The following is a 19,028-nucleotide window of genomic DNA, read 5'->3' as shown; positions in this document are numbered from 1 at the left end:
ATGATTGAGGCATTTAACAAAGTGTTGAAATACCAATTTTTACACCTAAAGCCTATTGACTCTGGAAAACAACTTAAAAGAGTACTTGGTGTGTGCATACAGATTTATAACCATGAAAGACCACAATGGAACTTGGGTGGAAATACTCCAAATGAAACATTTATGGGGTTTCCAATAAATAAGAGTGCTTACACTACTGGTTTTAAAACTCAACAATCGCATAGAATTAACCAAAATAAAGTATCTGTCTGTAAAACATGCTTGTAAATAGTTAATTATTACAGAAACGGAAAGCAGCTTAAAATTTTCCTTTTGAGAAAAATAATTTTACAAATAGATTTTAACACACTTAAATATAAGTGATTCATTTTCAAATGATTCCCTTATATGGGACAAGTTATTTCAAAATGACCTTGGGAATAGCAGTGGAAAAACAGGTATAAAAAACCACACTATATCGCTATAATGTGGCTTCGTTACTTTTTTCTCTTACTCTTACCGCCACTCGTTACAAACAAGCGGTAGCCGTTGCGGACATATTAGCGCCAGCAGGGGTAGTTTCTTCAATTTTGCAATCAGTAGGCCACTACCAGTTCAAGTCTGATAGTTAGTGCTAACTGTAATAATCTTTCAACTTAACAATATTTAAAATAAAAAAGCTATTCTGATGACTTTAAATAGCTTTTTTTATTCAATTACTCTTAACACAAATAGTTAAAAACCAGTTATAGTAAGGGGGTACTCTTTTATATTTCGAGTAAATTAGTGTATATTTATGCATCATTAATTCTATAGTTAAGTATTTTATTCGCTATTTCTAAATCACTATCTCCTGATACGTTGAACTCAGTAAAAATATCTAGTAAGTAGTCTAAAGGAAAAAGATTAACATACTTTTTGCCGTTGAATTCTATTTCTAACTTTCCATCAATTTGTTCAGCATCGAAAAAAAATAGTTTTGAATAAATACTGAGTTCGTTCTCTAGATAAATATCTGCATAATCAATATCTATCTCTTGATTTTCATTTGTTACAAACTCTTCAATTTTAGAAGGGTTCTTCAAATAGAATATAAATTCTACTAAATTCATGTTTTTTGCCTTTAACTAATTTATTTTATTTTGTTCCAAAGATTCATTCCGCCAACACCATCAGGATGCAATGTTTTCCAAAATATGCTTCCAGTTGTATGCTGGCTTTTTGGAACAAGTTGCATTACCCCAGTTTCAATATCGTGATGCCAAACCCAATTATGTGGTGAACGTCCCCATAATATATTTCCTTTATTTCCTGTCTGAAAATTAATATTTAATCTACTCATAGTTCTTGAATCCATGTCCGAAAATAAAGACTTATTCGCAGCTTTAAAATGCTGATAATAAGCTCCCCCTGGATATAGATTAGTTGATAGCTTCATTTCATAAGCAACAGAATAAAACATTCCACTAGCTGCTGTTTTTTTTGAAAAAGATCTCCCAAACACTTTTGCTGTTTGTTGTGAAGCTTTATTTCCTAGATAGCCTCCTGACCCTCCACTAAATAAATCAATTAATCCCCATCCAAATTCTTCGATTGCACCTAAATAATTTCCTTCGTTTAACCTATCACCACTTCTCAATAGAGGGCCTAGTAATGGAGTTTCACTAAAAAGTCCGTCTCCATTATTAGGTGGATCGTCAAACCTTCTGGCTGCAGCATAAAAAGCTTTCTTTATCTCTCTAGTCTCCTTAGAAGGTCTTAATTTTTTCTTACCTCCTTGATCATAAGATGTTGGGTTAGAACCCAAAGTAATACTCCCACCACCTTTAAGACCAGAAATAGTTACAGATGAATAATTACCCTCATTATTTTCTCCCAGAAGTTTCTTTTTCCAATTAGTATTATCATCTGGATGCATCCCTGTAGGGTCAGTCAAATTAACAGGGTTATTCCATGTATATGCATACGCCGATTGGTCAAACTGTAATTCAGAATCTGCTAGAGGATCTAAATTCATCCATCTTCCTATGGCAGCGTCGTAATTACGCGCATGAAAATCCAACCAATTTAACTGGCTACCAGATATATTATCATCCTGTTCTTCTTTACCTCCAAAACCATATTTATGGTCGTTTCCAATAATGTTTGTATTATATCCTTTATGTTTAAGACCAAAGGGATAGTAGTTGTTTTCTTCTTGTATTTGTAAAGAAGTTGAAATACCATTATTTCTAAATATATCTTTATAACTTAATCTAATATTACCCAAGTGGTCCTTATATTGATAAATATATTCCCAATTACTACCACTAGGCTCTATGTATCCTTCGGGATGGCCAAAAAATTTCAATGAACTATTGGAGTTATCTGTATCCGTTTCATAGATAAATCCACCAACATACTCTGTAGAGACAATATCATCATTGGCATCATCACTTACAGTTTTTTTCAGTTTAGTACCCAAAGCATCATAAACATATCTTATGAGTCCTGAGCTTATCTGAACTTTAGTAGGTAAATTTAAGAAATTATATTCTATATCATTAACATTTTTATTATCATCTGTTAACATATTGCCATTTATATCATACGTATAATCATTGGTAGGGTCAGCGCCGCTTCCAGTATAATCATCTTTAAATCCATACGTATTATTACCAGTATCTGAAACCCTAAGTAACTTGTTACTTTTAGTTTGGTACGTGTAAACTAAATTGTCCATAGTTCCAAAGCTAGTTGCAGCACTATTTATATGACCTTTCCTTACTAAACTAGTTATATTCCCATTTTTATCATATTGTACACTGGACAACGCATAGCGATTTATATTATCTACAGCACTAGTTATTCTATTTAAATCGTCATACTCAAACTTATACCAACGTAAACTATTATCGTTAGACGTTTTCCACTCTATTTCTGATATATTGCCGTTGAATAGTTTCTTGTCGTTACTAGTATGATGGTCTATTGCATTATAGTTTATTTTAAAACCAAACAGGTCTGTTCCTAGTGAAGATACATTGTTTATGGTTTTTAGCCAGCCCCTTATGTTATAAGTATAATCTACAGTTTGTAATCTGTTTTCCGTAGTTTTACCGCCAACACCTTTGTTGATGAGTTTTCCCAACTCATCATATGTGTTTTCGTTTATTACCTCAACTACATTAGAATTGTTTAGTTCCTGTGTATGTTTTTTAAGGCGGCCAATATGGTCGTAGGTAAACAAGTCCTCTGTATCTATACTGGTAGTCCCTCTATCATGTGATGTTTCGGTTTTATCTACTGCTCCTGTGAAATCTAATTTGTTTTTAATTATATCTACACTTCCAAAATAAGGATTGTCACTAGCAACATATATTGCTCTACCCTTAACATCATAACCTGTTACTGTAGTTATCCATTGGTTCGTAGTCAGTACTCGTACTTTGGTTCCTGTTGTCAATCCCTTTGTCTTAGCCTTGTCAGTATTGTTATAATTTACTATAGTTTGTCCTTCATAACTAGATGGTAGATTTGTAGAAGAGGGTTTATCGAAGGTATAATCGTCGTAGTAGTTTATGGTATGGATTTCTGAAATACTAGTTGGATATGCGTCATTATTGTAATAGACTGTAGTTCCAGCGATATTCGTTGCCCCCCCTTTTGTAACATAGGTTGAGCTAGCACCATCTAAAATGCCTTGTAATGTACTTCTAGAGCTATTACTGCTCATAAGTCCAGTATAAGCAACCCTGCCAAATCTATCGTATTTGGTAAATGACCACTGATTTATTGTTAAACTTGTATTATTTGCTGCCAATTGGGTAGCATGTTGCGTTAACACAGGTTGATCAAGTTTATTGTAAACAATATATTCCCACTCTTTTCCTGGTATTTTTTTCTCTATTAATCTATTTTTATCATCATATTTGTATTGAAAACACAATTCTGCGAGTTCAGTACTATCTGGCTTTGCAGAAGAGGGGTCTGCCTTTGGGGGCAATACATACATTAGATTACCATAGGTATCGTACACATAGTAGGTATCATGTTTTACTTGGTTTTCAAAAGTTCTACTGAGAATTACCCTGCCTCTATAATCTTTAAATGTATGTGTAGTATTATCATTAGTATCTGAAGGCACCCAATTTTCGTTCTTCGTAATAAACTTATATAGATATGGTGTGTTATATGCTCCTTGTACCGTCCATTCTCCTGTTTTATAATATCCATTATCTATGAGGTTCCCATTAGTATTATTTATTTGATATATCCTAACATAGTCACTTGTCCCAACCAATTTATATTCGTTTTTTATGGTATGTTCTTCCGTATTACCCTCTTTCCAGTCGTTTCCTGGAGCAGCTTGTTCAACTATGAGGTTTAATGGTGTGCCATCAAATAAAGTTTCACTGTAGGGATTTGTGGTGTTTTCGTATTTCGTGGTATTATAAAAGGTGTTGGTCGCAGATAGAGCATTAGTTCTGTAACTTCCCTTATTGCTACTAGAAGCATAGGGCATATAGCTTTTACTTTGCCTTCCTAAATTATCGTATTCTAAATGGGTAATAATATCTTCTTTGTTGCCTCCAGATTGAATTGCTACATTCTGGATAGCTCTTCCTAAACCGTCAAAGTATGTAACGCTTTGTATTTTATAGTCATCGGTTAGTGTTGAAATATCTGTAGAGGCTACCCTAGGTACAATCGTAAGAATATGATTTTCGCTTAAAGTTGGTGATGCAGCTCCTGGCGAAAGAATAGTTACATCTAAAGTGCTATAATTACTAGTAGAACTAAATTTAATTTTACCAGGGCCAGCAGCCCCCCATTGAATAACAACATTATATACAATTCCATTAGAAGTGTCTGTAGAAATAACAGTTCCTCCTGTAACTTTCCACCGAATACCTGAATGTGCAAAACCATCCCAGTAAGAATACAAAACAGTAGTATTTTCATTGACAATATTATTCCCAATTATTTGACTATGAGAGTATTGAATTGCTGCAATTAAAACAATAAAAATTATTATTATTTTCTTACATAAAAAAGATGTTAAAAGACGTGTCATATCAGTAGATTTTTATTGGTATGAAATAGATTGTATAGTAAAAAGAGTTGTTTCTGTTCCAATTTCTGGTACATTTAGCACCAAAACAGCTTTAGTTTCATTCTCTTCGCCAGAGATCGTCATAGAGCCCTTAATATCATCAATTACAACTATGTAAGTGATGTCACCTAAAGAAGTGTCAGGATCCCAGTTCTCAGATTCATCTGTTATAATAAAATTTACTGATCGTTTTGCCTCTTTTAAGGTTTGCGTCCAAATCAAAGATTTACCTTCTTTTACAATTGAAGACTCTATATTCACAACTTCTTCATCAATGATTAAAGAATTACTATTGAGTGTAAAATCTATAGTTTGGTTTTGTGAATTTGCATAGATTGAAAAAGCCAAAATGAATATAAAAGCGATATGTTTTAAAATATGATTCATGTGATGTGTATTAAAGATTAGAAAAGAAGGTATTAATGTTACTACTGCCCTTTATAGTGATACTCATTTTCAGAGAGTATCTTCCCATCGGCATCCTTTACTTGTTTCAAACGGTTAAACTCGTCATATTCATAGGTTGTTTTGTAACCCCGTGGATCGGTTACAGCTGTTATACCTACTAATAAATCGTATTGATAGGTCGTTACCATTGCATTGGATAAACTCCTTAACGTATTTTCCTGGGAAGTGCTTAAGTTGTTGGTAATATTAAAACCACCACCAAATCCGCTAAGAGCTTCTATGCTGGAATAGGTTAAATTTTCAATCTCAGCTATTAAATACGTCTTGTTATGTCCGTAAATTCTAGAAACGTATGTTCCATTACGTTTTTGGTACTCTATTACATGTCCTTTGGAATCTCGTTTCGTGATTTTTTCGGAATTTGCAATATTGTTATCTCTACTTACAAAATCAATTTTTTCTAAGGCTATAATGTTATAACCAAAGTTTTTGTAGTAATGCTTTTCTTCAGTTCCACTAGGGGAGTTTATTGTTAAAGGGGTGGACAGTCTATTAAGGTTTACCAAATCAGAAGCAAGAGGCATTGAACTAATCACATTACTTTGCATAGTATTGCCTCCTGTAATGGGGTATGTAATTGTTTTAGAATAACCTGTTTCATGCAGACCTTCAACAGGGATACATAAGTGTTCGCCTCCTTGAACGGTTGGCTCGCATACCTCTACGCTTTTGGTTTCATTTAAAATTAGTGGAAACTGTTTGTCATAAGTATAGGAATAGCTGACCTTAAAAGGGTCTTGTGAGGCTCCATTAGTATAGTCTGTTGTCCAAACAGTAGTCAGTAAATCTCTAGCTATTGGTAAATTCAGATTTTCGGTGAATGCACCACAAGATGAAGTAGCATACTGGTCTCCATTTCCAGGCCAACATGAGGAGGATTCAGAAAATAGAGTTGATGCCTTATTTAAGTGACTTAATGATAAAGTGGAAAATTCTTTATAGGTATAAACATATCTTTTTTGTAAGCGAATATTGTTGTTATGATCATAAACTGTTTCCCAAGTAGGCTTCCCTCGCCTAAAATCTCTATTTGCAGATAATGAAGGAGGACCAATTAACAACCAAGAATTGCCATAACTACTCCCAGAGCTTGTTTTGGATGAAGCTATGTTTGGATATGTTGATGGGTTAGAATATTGATAAACCGACTTCCCATTTGCAACTCTATCTCTAACTGTAACAGAGCTATAGCCAACAAAAGAACCATGAGTAAGCTCAACTTGAGACTGAGGAGTCATGAAAGTATCAATTCCAAAGTAGCTCACCAATTGACTTAATGAAGTCGGATTAGAGGCCCAATTCCAGTTTGTGTTTTTCAGTTTAAACACGGCATAATCTGGCATTCTCTCAATGTAGCCAGTTCCATATTCGTAATCTAGAATTTGTTCATTCCCTTTATCATCCGTAATTTTTTGAGATTTTATTCGCAGCCCCCCTCCTAATCGGGTTCCAGAATAGTTAAACTCATTCAGTTCATACTCATATTCATTAGTGCCTCCTGTTGGGAATTTAATTTTAGTTAAGGAATAGGTTTTGCAATAGTTCTCATTGGCTTCTAAGGAATAATTACCTGTTAAATAAATTGCTGCACTATCGAAAAATGGGAGTACTTCATTATTTTTAAAATAATATTTTGGTTCAGGATTTGTAATAGAAGAATTATAAGAACCATTATTATAACCTAGATAGTCGTGGGCATATGACGTTCTTGGTGGCATAGTATAAGTTGTATTATACGTGAACACATGACCGGGAAGCTCAGTGTTAACGTTAGAAGGGTTCACGTCATAAATCTTGTCTAAACGTAACCTTTTGCTTTGTGGTGTTCCACTTGCAATAGAAGATTGAAAATAGCTATATGATAGTTTTACATGTTTTATTACATTTCCAGAATTATCTTTTACTCTAATTTCTGTAAGTGCTTTTTCACCGAAGTTATCCGACCTATTTAAGCCATAAATAAACTCTACTTCACCTTTATCAAATGAAATTTTTGTTAGTCTGTGCATATAAGGGTAAACTGTTTTAGCAGTATTCCCTGTAAAACCGAGATAGGTGCCTCCTCCATAAGATGTAATTTTAGAATCTTTTTCGTCAGCGAAATAATTGTGGTATTGCTCGTACTGAAAAGTTATAGTTTGATTAGTACTTGGGTCAAACATCTGATCTAAATGATATGTATCCATTTTGTAAGTTATGGTGCCACCCCCATATGGACTGTGATGTCTTGATAAATCCGGTGTCGCAAAATCATATATAACACCATTTAGAGAAGTAATCTCTACATTTGATAGTCCATATTTTGTAATATTATTATAGCTACGAGTATTATCGTTGTAATGATATTTAGTTATATAACCTATCGATTCATTAATAGTATTACCTTGATGATCCAATTCCAATGCATCCGGTTTAGAACCTATAGTGGACGGGTAGCTCGTTGTTATACCGTTGGTTGCATTGTAGTGCTTTTTATGAACATAGTTAGTTGAAAGCCCAGGAGCATTAACCACAAATAAATCGGGTTCTGAATCATTGTAGCGTCCAATACTACCATAGGTTGTTAAATTTGAATAGGTGTATCCTAGCCACCCTGAAGGAGACATGAATGGTACAGGGTTATTCGTTACATAAGGTCTTGTAAAATCGTCCATACCTTTGACCATTCTAGAAATAACGCCTCCAGCATTTAAACTCCAATTAAGCCCCACACTAGAGGCCATATCAGCAACCTTAACACCTGATGAATTATAGGATAAAGAAATTGGAACACTCATATTCCCTGAAGAAATTTCATAAATAGGAATACTAATTTCCGCCCTACCAGTATAATTTGATACAGGAACAAAGGTGTTTTTTTGGAAAGCGGCTACATCTGGAGGTTGTATTGATGGACTAATAATAATCTGAGATGCTGCATAAATGTTAGAATTAAGGGTTTCTCCATAATAGCCCTCTTGTGAAAAGCTGTAAAAACTAACAAAACCAATTAAAAAAAATAGACGAAAATTCATAGAGGATTTTTTAAGTTATTTCTATGGAATAAAGCTAAGTCAAAACCTTTCTTGTTCAGTAAGGGTTTAGCTTGCTTTTGATAAGTGTTTATAGATATTTTTAAGTGTCTGATAAACAGTATTTTATTTGGTTTAGACACAACGTTATTAATCAACATAATCTATGTAAATCACTTATTCCATTGAGTTTGCAGGCCTTTGTTGAACTTTATTTTTAAATATTAATTTAAGTAAGCAAAAAGCTTTTTTGTTATAAGGTATTTGCTTACAACAAAAAATAATCATCAGTTTTTATTACGGGTTTACCATAAAAAAAGTAAGCACTTTGCTTTGCTTCAAATCATACAAAATATATATTTTAGAGGTCATTTCTTATAATATTTGTTTCCTATGAGTGATACCATCAATGTTCTAATAGTTGAAGATGAACCAATAATCATCGGATTGTTAGAAAGTATTTTCAAGCAGTTAAGCGATTCTAATAATAATTGGTATTTTAAATTAAACCTTACTCAGAATTGTGATACTGCTATGAATAAAATTGAAAAGGCCGTATTGGGAAAACCTTTTGATTTAGCCTTATTGGATATTAGTATTCCTCCTTCAAAACAAAAAAAATATTATCGGGTGAGGATATAGGTTTAGAGCTAAGGAAATATTTTCCACAAATAAAAATCATTATTTATACTTCCCATAGTGATAATTATAGGCTTAACAATATTCTAAAGACGATTAACCCAGAGGGGTTTCTAATCAAAAGTGATATTGATTATAAAGGTTTAACTGATGCAATAAAGTCTGTCTTGGTGAATTCTCCATGTTACAGTTCTAGAATTTTAAGTTTAATTAGACAGCATATTTCCAATGATTTTCTTCTTGATGCTATTGATAGAGTTTTATTATATGAAATATCCAAAGGCACGAAAACCAAAGACCTGCCAAACTTTGTAAATCTTTCTAAAAGTGGTATAGAACGAAGAAAGAGACATTTAAAGGAAGTGTTTGATATTGATGGGAAAGGAGATAAAAAACTCATTGAAATAGCAAAAGCAAAAGGATATGTTTAAAAAGAATAATCGTTTTTTAATTAAAGTTAAAGCTTACAATTTGCAAGAAGTACTCATTGTACTCGTTATTATCGGCATTTTACTGTTATTGGCGTTACCAAACCTAATGCCGCTTATTGCTAAGGCCAAAAGTATAGAGGCACAAACTCAGTTAAAATACATCTATAATTCGCAAACCAGTTATCGTTTTATGTATTCAAAATATGCAACTGATTTAAATGAAGTCGATTTTGAAGCTCCAAAAACTGTAAAAGAAAATGGTACAAGTAACTATGTGTATGAAGTGTTAAATGCGGGAAATAATAGTTTTAAAGTGCGCGCCACGGCCATAACTGATTTTGATGGTGATGGCGTTTTTAATGTTTGGGAAATAGATGAAAATGGTAACCCTAAACAAACAGTGAAAGATTAATGATTATAACTCTAGCAAAAATATTACTTCTGTTCAGTTTCGGGACTATTCTTTATCAAGACATACAGGAACGTCGCGTCTATTGGTTTTTGTTTCCTATGGTTGGAGTAACTACTGGAGTATTATACTTTCTAGAAACACTCCCCGAATTATTCTTGTCATCAGCAATTGTAAATGCAATGGTTGTTGCAGTTCTTATGGGAGTTCTATTTTTATATTCAAGATTTAAACTTAAAACAGCTATTAACAAAATAATAGGTCTAGGGGATGTTCTATTTCTCTTCGCTATGATTTTTGGTTTTGCTTCAGTATCGTTTATGGTTCTGTTGCCATGTGCGCTTCTGTTTTCCTTGATTCTTCATCTCGTTGTATCAAGAGAAAAAAACGCTACTGTGCCTTTGGCAGGCTATATGAGTTTATTTTATGGGATTACGTTTTTGGGGTTTTGGACTGAAGTTATACAATCCCTTTACCAAATATAATTTAGATGAAGGAAAACAACTTTAATATTGAAACGACACTTATACAATTAATAAGTAGTGAACAAGCGTATCATTATAATATTGTTCCTGTTAAGTCTAATAATGGAAATGTGGTTTTTAAATCTGATCATCCATCTGATGCGCTAAAACAGGAATTACAAATAGTGCTAGGGAAACAGGTTGAATTAGTATCTGATACTTCAGAAAACCTACAGCACTATTTAACGGCAAATTTTAGAAAACAAACTAATACAGTTAAAGAAGATTTGAATTATAGTGCAGATTTTCTTGAAAAACTACTGTTAAAAGCCAAACATATAGGAAGTAGCGATATTCATTTTGAACCTTATGAGAACAAGTGTAGGGTACGCTACCGTCTGGATGGAAAACTGAAAGAACAATTTATTATACAACTTTCTGAATATCCAGTCATCATCAATAAACTCAAAATAAAAGCGGGATTAGATATTTCTGAAAAACGCTTACCACAAGATGGTCGCATAAGTATAAAAACACATGCTGATGAGTTCGATATTCGTGTCTCATCGTTACCAACACTTCATGGTGAAAAAATTGTACTTCGTATTTTAAGTAAGGATGCTGACCATATTCAGCTAGAAGATTTGGGGTTTATAAAAAAGGAATTAAAAACTTATACCGAAACTATAAAAAAACCTAACGGTATTGTTTTAATTTCTGGACCTACAGGTTCAGGTAAAACTACCACCTTGTATGCCACACTTAAGCTTTTGAATGACGATAAAACTAATATCCTCACCATTGAAGACCCAATTGAGTATACCTTGGAAGGCGTTAATCAAGTTCAGCTTAAAGAAAATATTGGGCTAGATTTTGCTAGTACCTTACGTACCTTTTTACGTCAAGACCCCGATGTGATCATGGTGGGAGAAATACGTGATGTAAAAACAGCTAATATGGCAATTCGTGCTGCTCTTACAGGACATCTAGTTCTATCAACCATACATACTAATTCTGCTTGGGCAACCATTTCTAGATTGATAGATATGGGGATTCCTGCATTTTTAATTGCCAGTACGTTAAACGTAAGTGTTGCACAGCGTTTGGTAAGAAAGTTATGTGCTGCATGCAAACAAGAAAACAAGGTTTCTAAAGGCATTTTTCCAGAACATTTTAATATCCCGAAAGGCTTAAACACACATTTTAAAGCAGTAGGTTGTAATATGTGTTACCATACAGGGTATCAAGGAAGAAAAGCCATTTATGAAATCATTCCGATAACAAAAACTCTGGTAAACCATATAAAGCAGAATGATTTAGAAATTGACAGCTATTTGAATGAGCACAATATAAACACATTGAAAACAAATGCTATTAATTTAGTAAAAGAGGGTATTACATCCGTTGAAGAGGTATATGCATTACTTACCGATTAGATTAATAGGTTTGACGACAATTGAATGTTTTAAAGCACCCTTTACGATGGGTATGTATATGAAAAAAATAATTTTTATAGTTCTAATATTAATCACCAATTTTTGCATTTCTCAGAATAGCGATCCCCACTTACAAACCATAAAAAATCAGTTAGATATTTTAGCCGTTGACAATGTAGGCTTAACAGAACATGTGAAATCTGAGATTAACGTGAGCAATATTACATTGAGCAATTTCCTTTTAGCGGTTTCTGAAATTCATCAGGTTAATTTAAACCTTTCGCCAGAACTTAATCAAATTACCATAGTCAATAATTTTAGCAATGTTACCGTAGCAGACTTATTAGTGTTCTTATGTAAAGAGTACAACTTAACTATAGACTTTACAGGTAACATCATGTCTGTTAAAAAGTATGTGCCTCCTGTTGAAATTCCTGAGAAAAGAGTAGTTCTGGTAACTTATAATCCTAATAATAATACTATTTCAATTGATGCTAAATCAGACAAGCTATACGACGTATTCAAAAGAATAATGGACGAATCGGGGAAAAATTTAGTATTTGCTCCTGGAATGGAAAACAAAACAATTACATCCTACCTTAAAGATGTGCCTTTTGAAGCGGCAATGGATAAACTGGCGTTAGCGAACAACTTATTTTTAGAGACCACTAAAGATAATTTTTATGTGTTTGAAGACGGTGGCGCATCTAAAGATGGTACTGTAAATCCGCTAACTAGTAGAAGAAAATCTAACGTATCGTTTGAAATCTTAGATTTAGATGCCCAATTGCTTAAAGTAGATTTTGATAAAACGGAAATAGCCACTATAGTAAACGATATTGGTGCAGCTCTTGATATTAATATTTTTACAGCTACCCCTTTAAATAAAGCGGGTACGGTTACATTCAAGACAAAATTTATTTCTTTTGATGATTTATTGGTAAAGATGTTTGAGTCGCAATCTAAATCTTCTCCTGTTATTAATAATGCATCCAACAACGAAAACCAGAATAGAAACAACCGTCAAAACACTAACAATCAAATTTCCAGTTCTGTTTCCGGTTCAAATGTAAAATTCACATTTAAAAAAGAAGACGATACTTATTTTTTTGGCACCGAAAACCAATTAAGTGTGCGTTCTGTAGAAATTGTGCATCTTCAACATCGCTCTATAGAACTATTGGCAGATCCTGCTGGTGGTGCCAATAGAACTGTTGGTAGAACTAGTGGTATTCAAAACGGTTTTGGAAATGGCTTCGATAATGGGTTTAATAATTTTTCCAATGGCAGAAATGCTGCAAATCAATTTAATTCTAATGGCGTAAATAACATACCAAACAGAACCTCGGTTAATTTAGGCAATCGAAATTCATTTAATAATTCAACCAATAAAGCTGAGGCTTTACTAAGTGTTTTACCTGATGATATTGTGCAAGACTTAGATGTTAAAATAGATTATGAACTCAACAGTTTTTATGTTACAGGATCTAGTACGAACATTGAACGGTTTAAAACGTTTGTTAAAAAAATTGATAAACCTGTTCCCGTTATTCTTATTGAAGTAATGCTTATTGAAGTTAGCAGAAATGCTACCGTTGAAACTGGTGTAAGTTGGGGACTTGGAGAAAATGCTGCCGAAACTAATGGCGGTATCTTTCCAAAAGCAGACTTAACATTAGGCGCTAAAACTATTAATAAAGTGCTAAATGGATTCAATGGTTTTGGAAGTGTTAATATAGGTAAAGTGGTTCCCAATTTTTTTGCAACTATAAAAGCAATGGAATCTAATGGTAATTTAAAAATACGTAGCACACCTAAATTATCAACTTTAAATGGCCATCGGGCTACATTTTCCAATGGACAAACGTCCTATTATGCCATTACGCAGCGTAATATTTTTGGATCGGATAACCCACAAACCTCTGAAATCACAAATTATGCACCCATCGATGCGCAGTTAGGGCTTACCATAAAACCTATGGTATCGGGTGATGGACAAGTAACGCTTGATGTATTTGTTGTTCAGTCCAGTTTTGGAACCCGTATTGCAGATGATGCCCCACCAGATTTAAGCTCAAGAGAATTTACTTCCATCATTCGTGTTAGAGATCAAGATATCGTGGTTTTAGGTGGCTTGGAAGAACAAGAAAAAAATGATTCAGGTTCTGGAGTGCCCTTTTTAGCTAGGGTACCCGTTATTAAATGGCTATTTAGTGAACGAAGACGTACAGATTCTAAAGCTAAATTAACCGTACTTATTAAACCAACCGTTATATATTAATGTTAAATGGATTAAAAACATATCTACTATATGGCACTATTTTTTGTGGTGTTGAACACACTTTAAAAGATAACCAAAGTATATTATTTGTAACAACATTAAGGAAAACTAAAAAACAATTAAGTATTGAAAACACTTTTGAAGTTGATTCTCCCAAAAAGTTGGCTCAAAAACTCCCTAAAAAGAATCTATCTATTTTTTTAGTAATCAACGATAACAATATACTCACTAAAAAAATAGAGGACACCCAACCAAATCTTGAAAATCTGGTTTATAATGCCTTTCCAAATCTAAATATCAAAGACTTTTATTATGAAATTGTTTCTCAGGACAATATGCATTTTGTATCTATTTGCAGAAAAGTACATTTAGAAACTCTTATCGCAGCTTACAAAGAAGCTGGAGTGTCAATAATCAATATCTCTCTAGGGCAAAACATTATTACCAATAGTTTGTCATTTATCAGTAGCGAATCTATTTTCACCTCTAATGCTTTAGTTGTTTTAAAAAATAAATCCCTTGTTTCTATTGAAAAAAAAGAAATTGAAACACCAATTAACTATGATGTTAACGGTTTAAAAACAACTAATAATTATGTATTGTCATTATCTGGGGCTTTGGAAACTGTAATTCATAATTATAAAAGTTATTCAAGCTTTAATAGTATAAATGAGTCTCTTAAGAATGAGTATTCGCAATCGAGATTTTTCCAACAATTTATAAAGGCAGGATTAGTTTTCACCCTAAGTGTTTTGCTAATTAATTTTTTTGTTTTTAATCATTATTTCAACCATGTCAATACATTGCAACAAACCTCACAAGTCAATCAAAATTCAAAAGCACAACTGTTAACGCTCAATGAAACCGTTAACAAATCTCAAAAAATGGTTGATGATATGCTTAAAAGTAGTGTTTCTAATAGTTCATTTTTTATTAATGTGATTGTAGGCAGTTTGCCAGAGTCTGTATCGTTGTCAGAATTAAACTATCAACCTATATCAAAACGCATTAAGGAAGGGCAATCCATTTTACAGGATACAAATGTTATTCTGCTATCTGGGTCCTCAAATAGTAGTGAAGTTTTCTCAAAATGGATAACTAGGGTTGAAGCAATTGGTTGGGTGAATAATGTGGAAATATTAAACTATGAGGATACTTCTAAATCGATTTCAAACTTTAGTCTAAAATTAAATATTGCCGATGACCAATAAGACCAAAAATATAGTGCTCGTTGTAGGTTTCTTATTGGTGTTATTGCTATGCTATCAATTGGCCATATCAAAAACAGTCGCTCTTAAAAAAGAATACAACACTTTAAAACAAGAGGAAATTTTATTCGAAAACGCCCCTAAACAACTATCGTTATTAAAACAAAAGCGAATGTATTACGATTCGCTATTGACAAAATATAAAATCAATGGAAGTTCATTACAAAATAGTCTTTTGCAAACTATTAATTCTTTCGCCGATAGCTCCAATATAAAAGTAATCGGTTTTTTAGAACCGCATATAATTCAAATGAACGACCTAAAAGTTAAATCCTACCAATTTACTTTGGAGGGTGAGTATAATAGCATCATACAATTGATATATAAATTAGAACAGGAAACTAAATTTGGAGAAATATCAAACCTGCATTTTATTAAGAAAAAGAACTTTAGGACAGGAAAATATTTTTTACAGGCTCATGTTTTGTTGAAGAGTTTTGGGTAGTATGAATAACTATTTAAAGAATGTTGAGACTAAAAAAACGAGTGATTCAGATAGATAGAGACGGTTGCACTTCACAAATAGATATAAGCATTAACAACAATTCTTGTTCGTATTTAGAGACTTCTTATCTTTTGACCAATCCCCTTTTTAGTTGATTCATTTAGTTTTTGTCTTAATAACTTCATATCAACACTTAACTTCTCCTCGATGACACGAGCATACACTTGAGTTGTAGAAAGTCTACAATGCCCCAACAGTTTTGATACAGTCTCAATGGGCACACCATTGGATAATGTTACCGTTGTTGCAAAGGTATGTCGTGCCGAATGGAACGTCAGTTTTTTGGAAATCCCAACTGCACCTGCTATTCCCTTTAAATAAGCATTGATTTTTTGGTTGGAATAAACGGGCAGAAGCAATCCGTTGCTCTTTTCTGGATGGGGACTATACTTTTTGAGAATATTCCATGCATTGTCCAACAAAGGGATTTTGACCGATTGTCCGTTTTTCTCTCTCTGGGTATATAACCAGTAATTCCCATCGATACCTTTAACTATATTGCTTTCCCTCAGCATTTTTACGTCTATATAGGATAGACCTGTATAACATGAAAATACAAATATATCCCTAACAATTTGATGGCCTTTGTCTTGAATGTTTGTCCGTTCCAATAACTCAAGTTCCCTTTTGGACAGGAACTCCTTTTCATGTTTGTTGAACTTCAATTTGAAACGAAAAAATGGATTCTTGTCAATCCATTCCAGTTCAGTCGCCAAGTTCATAAGTTTTTTGAGGCGTTCTAAATGTTTCATAATACCATTATTTTTAAGTGGCTGAGACTTATTAATGGATTGCCCCTTTCTAAGGAACTGTTCAAACTCAATTATAAAACTGTAGGACAATTGCTTGAGGTAAATATCATTTACCTTTTTCTTTTTAATAAGAAACCGTTTGATGTAATTTTCTGTAGTAAAATAATTTTTTAGGGTACCTGGTTTTAGCGTACCTGTCATGTTTTTGTTATGGTACGTTATCAATTCAAGTAAGGATTTATGTCTTTCGTCCTGCCCGAGAAACCTAGCTTTGATACCTTTTGCGCTAACATGATCGAAACCTGAAGATAATTGCTTGTGACACTCTAGTAGTTTTGCGTAAACTTGATCTAGATACTGATTCAGGGCTTTACCCTCAGGTAGCCTTGAACTGGTCCTTTTGGATTTGGTATCCCAATAGGTAACTTTTATTTGCCTTTTTAGACTGATTTCTGCGCGCTTTCCGTCAACGGTTATTCGTGCATAAATTGGTACTGAATCTCCTTTCATTTTTGCCATATTTAACCAAAAATGAATACTAAAAGTCCTCGAAACTTCCATATACTCTCGCTTTAAGTGAATACTCGATTTGTTTACGAAAGTCAAATCGAAGCGAAAGTCAAACGCTAATGAATTACCAATGTAGTGAAAAATTTCGGTTTAAATTAGGTAACCGAATAGGTAACTTTTGTTTTGGTTTTAAAGCTAACTAAATGAATTCAATAAAAATTAAAATCATTGATAATCATATAATTAGCTTTTTTATAGTGCCAATTGACACTAAACTTGTCGGGATGACAGGATTTGAACCTGCGACCACACGGCCCCCAGCCGTGTACGCTAACCGGACTGCGCCACATCCCGAATTAATTTTCTTCTATGAACCTTTCGATACCTCTCTTCTTTATTTTTCTTTCCAATTGCATTGCCATTGAACGTGATTTACAATTGTATATTCTTACCAAAACCCAAGGAATCCCCTTGGTTGTATATTTTTTGCCTCCACTGTTGTGGGTCTTTAGGCGTTTTTCTATATTGTTGGTCTGTCCAACATAATAACGGTTTAACTTTTTACTGTAAAGGATATAAACTTTATATTCCATTTAAATCCTGTCTTTTACTAGCGACCATTACGCCTTGGCGTAATACGCTAATCGGACTGCGCCACATCCCGTTTTAAATTTGACTTCAAAGAAAACACTTTTTAAGGTATTTGCAAAACACAAAAAAGCCAAAGTTATTCACTTTAGCTTTTTTAGTATGTAATTATAACTTAATTGTAAGTTGACGTTGAAACCTCAAAAGTTGAATCTTTTGCAGCTAAATAGCGTTCTGCATCCAGAGCTGCCATACATCCAGTTCCAGCTGCTGTAACCGCTTGTCTGTAAACATGGTCTGCCGCATCTCCTGAAACAAATACGCCTTCTACATTGGTTTTAGAAGTTCCGGGAACATTTATAATGTAACCTGTTTCATCTAAGTCTAAATAGTCCTTAAATATGTCGGTATTTGGTTTATGCCCAATGGCTACAAAAAAACCTGTTGCTGGAATATCGTGCTTTTCGTTGGTTTTATTATTAAATACGCGAACGCCATTTACAACTTGTCCGTCTCCCAAAACCTCATCGGTTTCAGTATTAAATAAAATCTCAATATTCTCGGTATTTCTAACACGGGCTTCCATAATTTTTGATGCTCTAAACTCATCGCGTCTTACCAACATTGTTACTTTTTTACAAAGTTTTGATAAGTAATGTGCCTCTTCACAAGCTGAGTCTCCGGCACCTACAATAACAACTTCTTGATTTCTGTAGAAAAAGCCATCGCATACTGCACAAGCTGAAACACCACCACCCAACTTTAAATATTTCTGCTCAGATTCCAAACCTAGGTATTTAGCTGATGCCCCTGTTGAAATAATTACAGTATCGGCATGAATTTCTTTTGTATCATTTACCCAAACTTTGTGGATATCGCCCGAGAAATCAACTTTGGTAACCCATCCATTACGCACATCGGTTTCAAAACGTTCTGCTTGCGCTTGTAGTTGCAACATCATTTCTGGTCCTGTAACACCCTCAGGGTATCCCGGAAAATTCTCAACTTCGTTAGTAGTAGTTAACTGCCCACCAGGTTGAGAACCTTGGTATAGTACCGGCTCCATATTAGCTCTTGCCGCATAAATAGCTGCGGTATAGCCTGCTGGTCCCGAACCTATAATTAAGCATTTTACCTTTTCTATATCTTCTGCCATAATCTTATCTATTTAATAAAACAAAAGTAGAATTTT

Annotated in this window: 16 protein-coding genes and 1 tRNA gene; 9 read left to right on the top strand and 8 right to left on the bottom strand. The window is 33.6% G+C overall.

The window, feature by feature from the left end; genetic code table 11:
* On the top strand, positions 1-267 hold a 267-nt coding region (locus CLV33_RS13045), incomplete at its 5' end, for an integrase core domain-containing protein (protein WP_105474281.1).
* A gap of 506 nt (positions 268-773) precedes the next feature.
* Here CLV33_RS13045 and CLV33_RS13040 read toward each other — a convergent pair.
* The 4 genes from CLV33_RS13040 to CLV33_RS13025 are packed head-to-tail and all read right to left on the bottom strand — an operon-like array spanning position 774 to position 8,556.
* A complete protein-coding gene (locus CLV33_RS13040) occupies positions 774-1,091 on the bottom strand; it encodes a hypothetical protein (protein ID WP_105474280.1) in 318 nt (105 codons plus the stop codon).
* Between the two features lie 20 nt (positions 1,092-1,111).
* The gene (locus CLV33_RS13035; protein ID WP_105474279.1) at positions 1,112-5,035 is read right to left on the bottom strand and encodes a DUF6443 domain-containing protein; all 3,924 of its coding nucleotides are present in this window, start codon (positions 5,033-5,035) and stop codon (positions 1,112-1,114) included.
* A 12-nt stretch (positions 5,036-5,047) separates the two neighbouring features.
* Positions 5,048-5,461 (bottom strand): hypothetical protein, encoded by a 414-nt coding sequence (locus tag CLV33_RS13030; protein WP_105474278.1) that lies wholly within the window; start codon positions 5,459-5,461, stop codon positions 5,048-5,050.
* 41 nt (positions 5,462-5,502) lie between these two features.
* On the bottom strand, positions 5,503-8,556 hold the full coding sequence (locus tag CLV33_RS13025; RefSeq protein WP_105474277.1) for an RHS repeat protein: 3,054 nt from the start codon (positions 8,554-8,556) through the stop codon (positions 5,503-5,505).
* A gap of 390 nt (positions 8,557-8,946) precedes the next feature.
* Here CLV33_RS13025 and CLV33_RS13020 point away from each other — a divergent pair, with 390 nt between their 5' ends.
* The 8 genes from CLV33_RS13020 (at position 8,947) to CLV33_RS12985 (ending at position 15,926) form a co-directional block, all read left to right on the top strand.
* Entirely contained in the window at positions 8,947-9,195 is a 249-nt protein-coding gene (locus CLV33_RS13020; RefSeq protein ID WP_105474276.1) for a response regulator, read from the top strand.
* Positions 9,196-9,362: 167 nt separating this feature from the next.
* Entirely contained in the window at positions 9,363-9,623 is a 261-nt protein-coding gene (locus tag CLV33_RS13015; RefSeq protein WP_105474275.1) for a hypothetical protein, read from the top strand.
* Positions 9,616-10,035 (top strand): prepilin-type N-terminal cleavage/methylation domain-containing protein, encoded by a 420-nt coding sequence (locus tag CLV33_RS13010; protein WP_105474274.1) that lies wholly within the window; start codon positions 9,616-9,618, stop codon positions 10,033-10,035. Before CLV33_RS13015 ends, CLV33_RS13010 begins: the two co-directional genes overlap by 8 nt.
* Positions 10,035-10,517: a hypothetical protein gene (locus CLV33_RS13005; RefSeq protein ID WP_105474273.1), complete on the top strand. Its 483-nt coding sequence runs from the start codon at positions 10,035-10,037 to the stop codon at positions 10,515-10,517. Before CLV33_RS13010 ends, CLV33_RS13005 begins: the two co-directional genes overlap by 1 nt.
* A gap of 5 nt (positions 10,518-10,522) precedes the next feature.
* A complete protein-coding gene (locus CLV33_RS13000) occupies positions 10,523-11,932 on the top strand; it encodes a GspE/PulE family protein (protein WP_105474272.1) in 1,410 nt (469 codons plus the stop codon).
* A gap of 58 nt (positions 11,933-11,990) precedes the next feature.
* On the top strand, positions 11,991-14,213 hold the full coding sequence (locus CLV33_RS12995) for a type II secretion system protein GspD (RefSeq protein WP_105474297.1): 2,223 nt from the start codon (positions 11,991-11,993) through the stop codon (positions 14,211-14,213).
* Entirely contained in the window at positions 14,213-15,424 is a 1,212-nt protein-coding gene (locus CLV33_RS12990; RefSeq protein WP_105474271.1) for a hypothetical protein, read from the top strand. The genes CLV33_RS12995 and CLV33_RS12990 overlap by 1 nt, the downstream gene beginning before the upstream one ends.
* The gene (locus CLV33_RS12985; RefSeq protein WP_170064019.1) at positions 15,414-15,926 is read left to right on the top strand and encodes a hypothetical protein; all 513 of its coding nucleotides are present in this window, start codon (positions 15,414-15,416) and stop codon (positions 15,924-15,926) included. The genes CLV33_RS12990 and CLV33_RS12985 overlap by 11 nt, the downstream gene beginning before the upstream one ends.
* A 113-nt stretch (positions 15,927-16,039) precedes the next feature.
* On the opposite strand, the gene CLV33_RS12980 is transcribed toward CLV33_RS12985, so the two are convergent.
* The 4 genes from CLV33_RS12980 to trxB form a co-directional block, all read right to left on the bottom strand.
* Positions 16,040-17,248, bottom strand: a complete 1,209-nt coding sequence (locus CLV33_RS12980; protein ID WP_317045180.1) for a site-specific integrase — start codon at positions 17,246-17,248, stop codon at positions 16,040-16,042.
* A 279-nt stretch (positions 17,249-17,527) separates the two neighbouring features.
* Positions 17,528-17,602: transfer RNA gene (locus CLV33_RS12975), tRNA-Pro, on the bottom strand.
* A gap of 2 nt (positions 17,603-17,604) precedes the next feature.
* On the bottom strand, positions 17,605-17,841 hold the full coding sequence (locus tag CLV33_RS12970) for a GIY-YIG nuclease family protein (RefSeq protein WP_105474269.1): 237 nt from the start codon (positions 17,839-17,841) through the stop codon (positions 17,605-17,607).
* A 170-nt stretch (positions 17,842-18,011) separates the two neighbouring features.
* Positions 18,012-18,992, bottom strand: coding sequence for a thioredoxin-disulfide reductase (gene trxB, locus CLV33_RS12965; RefSeq protein WP_105474268.1), 981 nt, complete (start codon positions 18,990-18,992; stop codon positions 18,012-18,014).
* Between the last annotated feature and the right edge of the window lie 36 nt (positions 18,993-19,028).

It is taken from the genome of Jejuia pallidilutea, from assembly GCF_002973595.1.
Taxonomy (GTDB): Bacteria; Bacteroidota; Bacteroidia; order Flavobacteriales; family Flavobacteriaceae; genus Jejuia; species Jejuia pallidilutea.
Note: the sequence above shows the minus strand (reverse complement) of the source record. Positions and strands in the feature narration are given on the sequence as shown.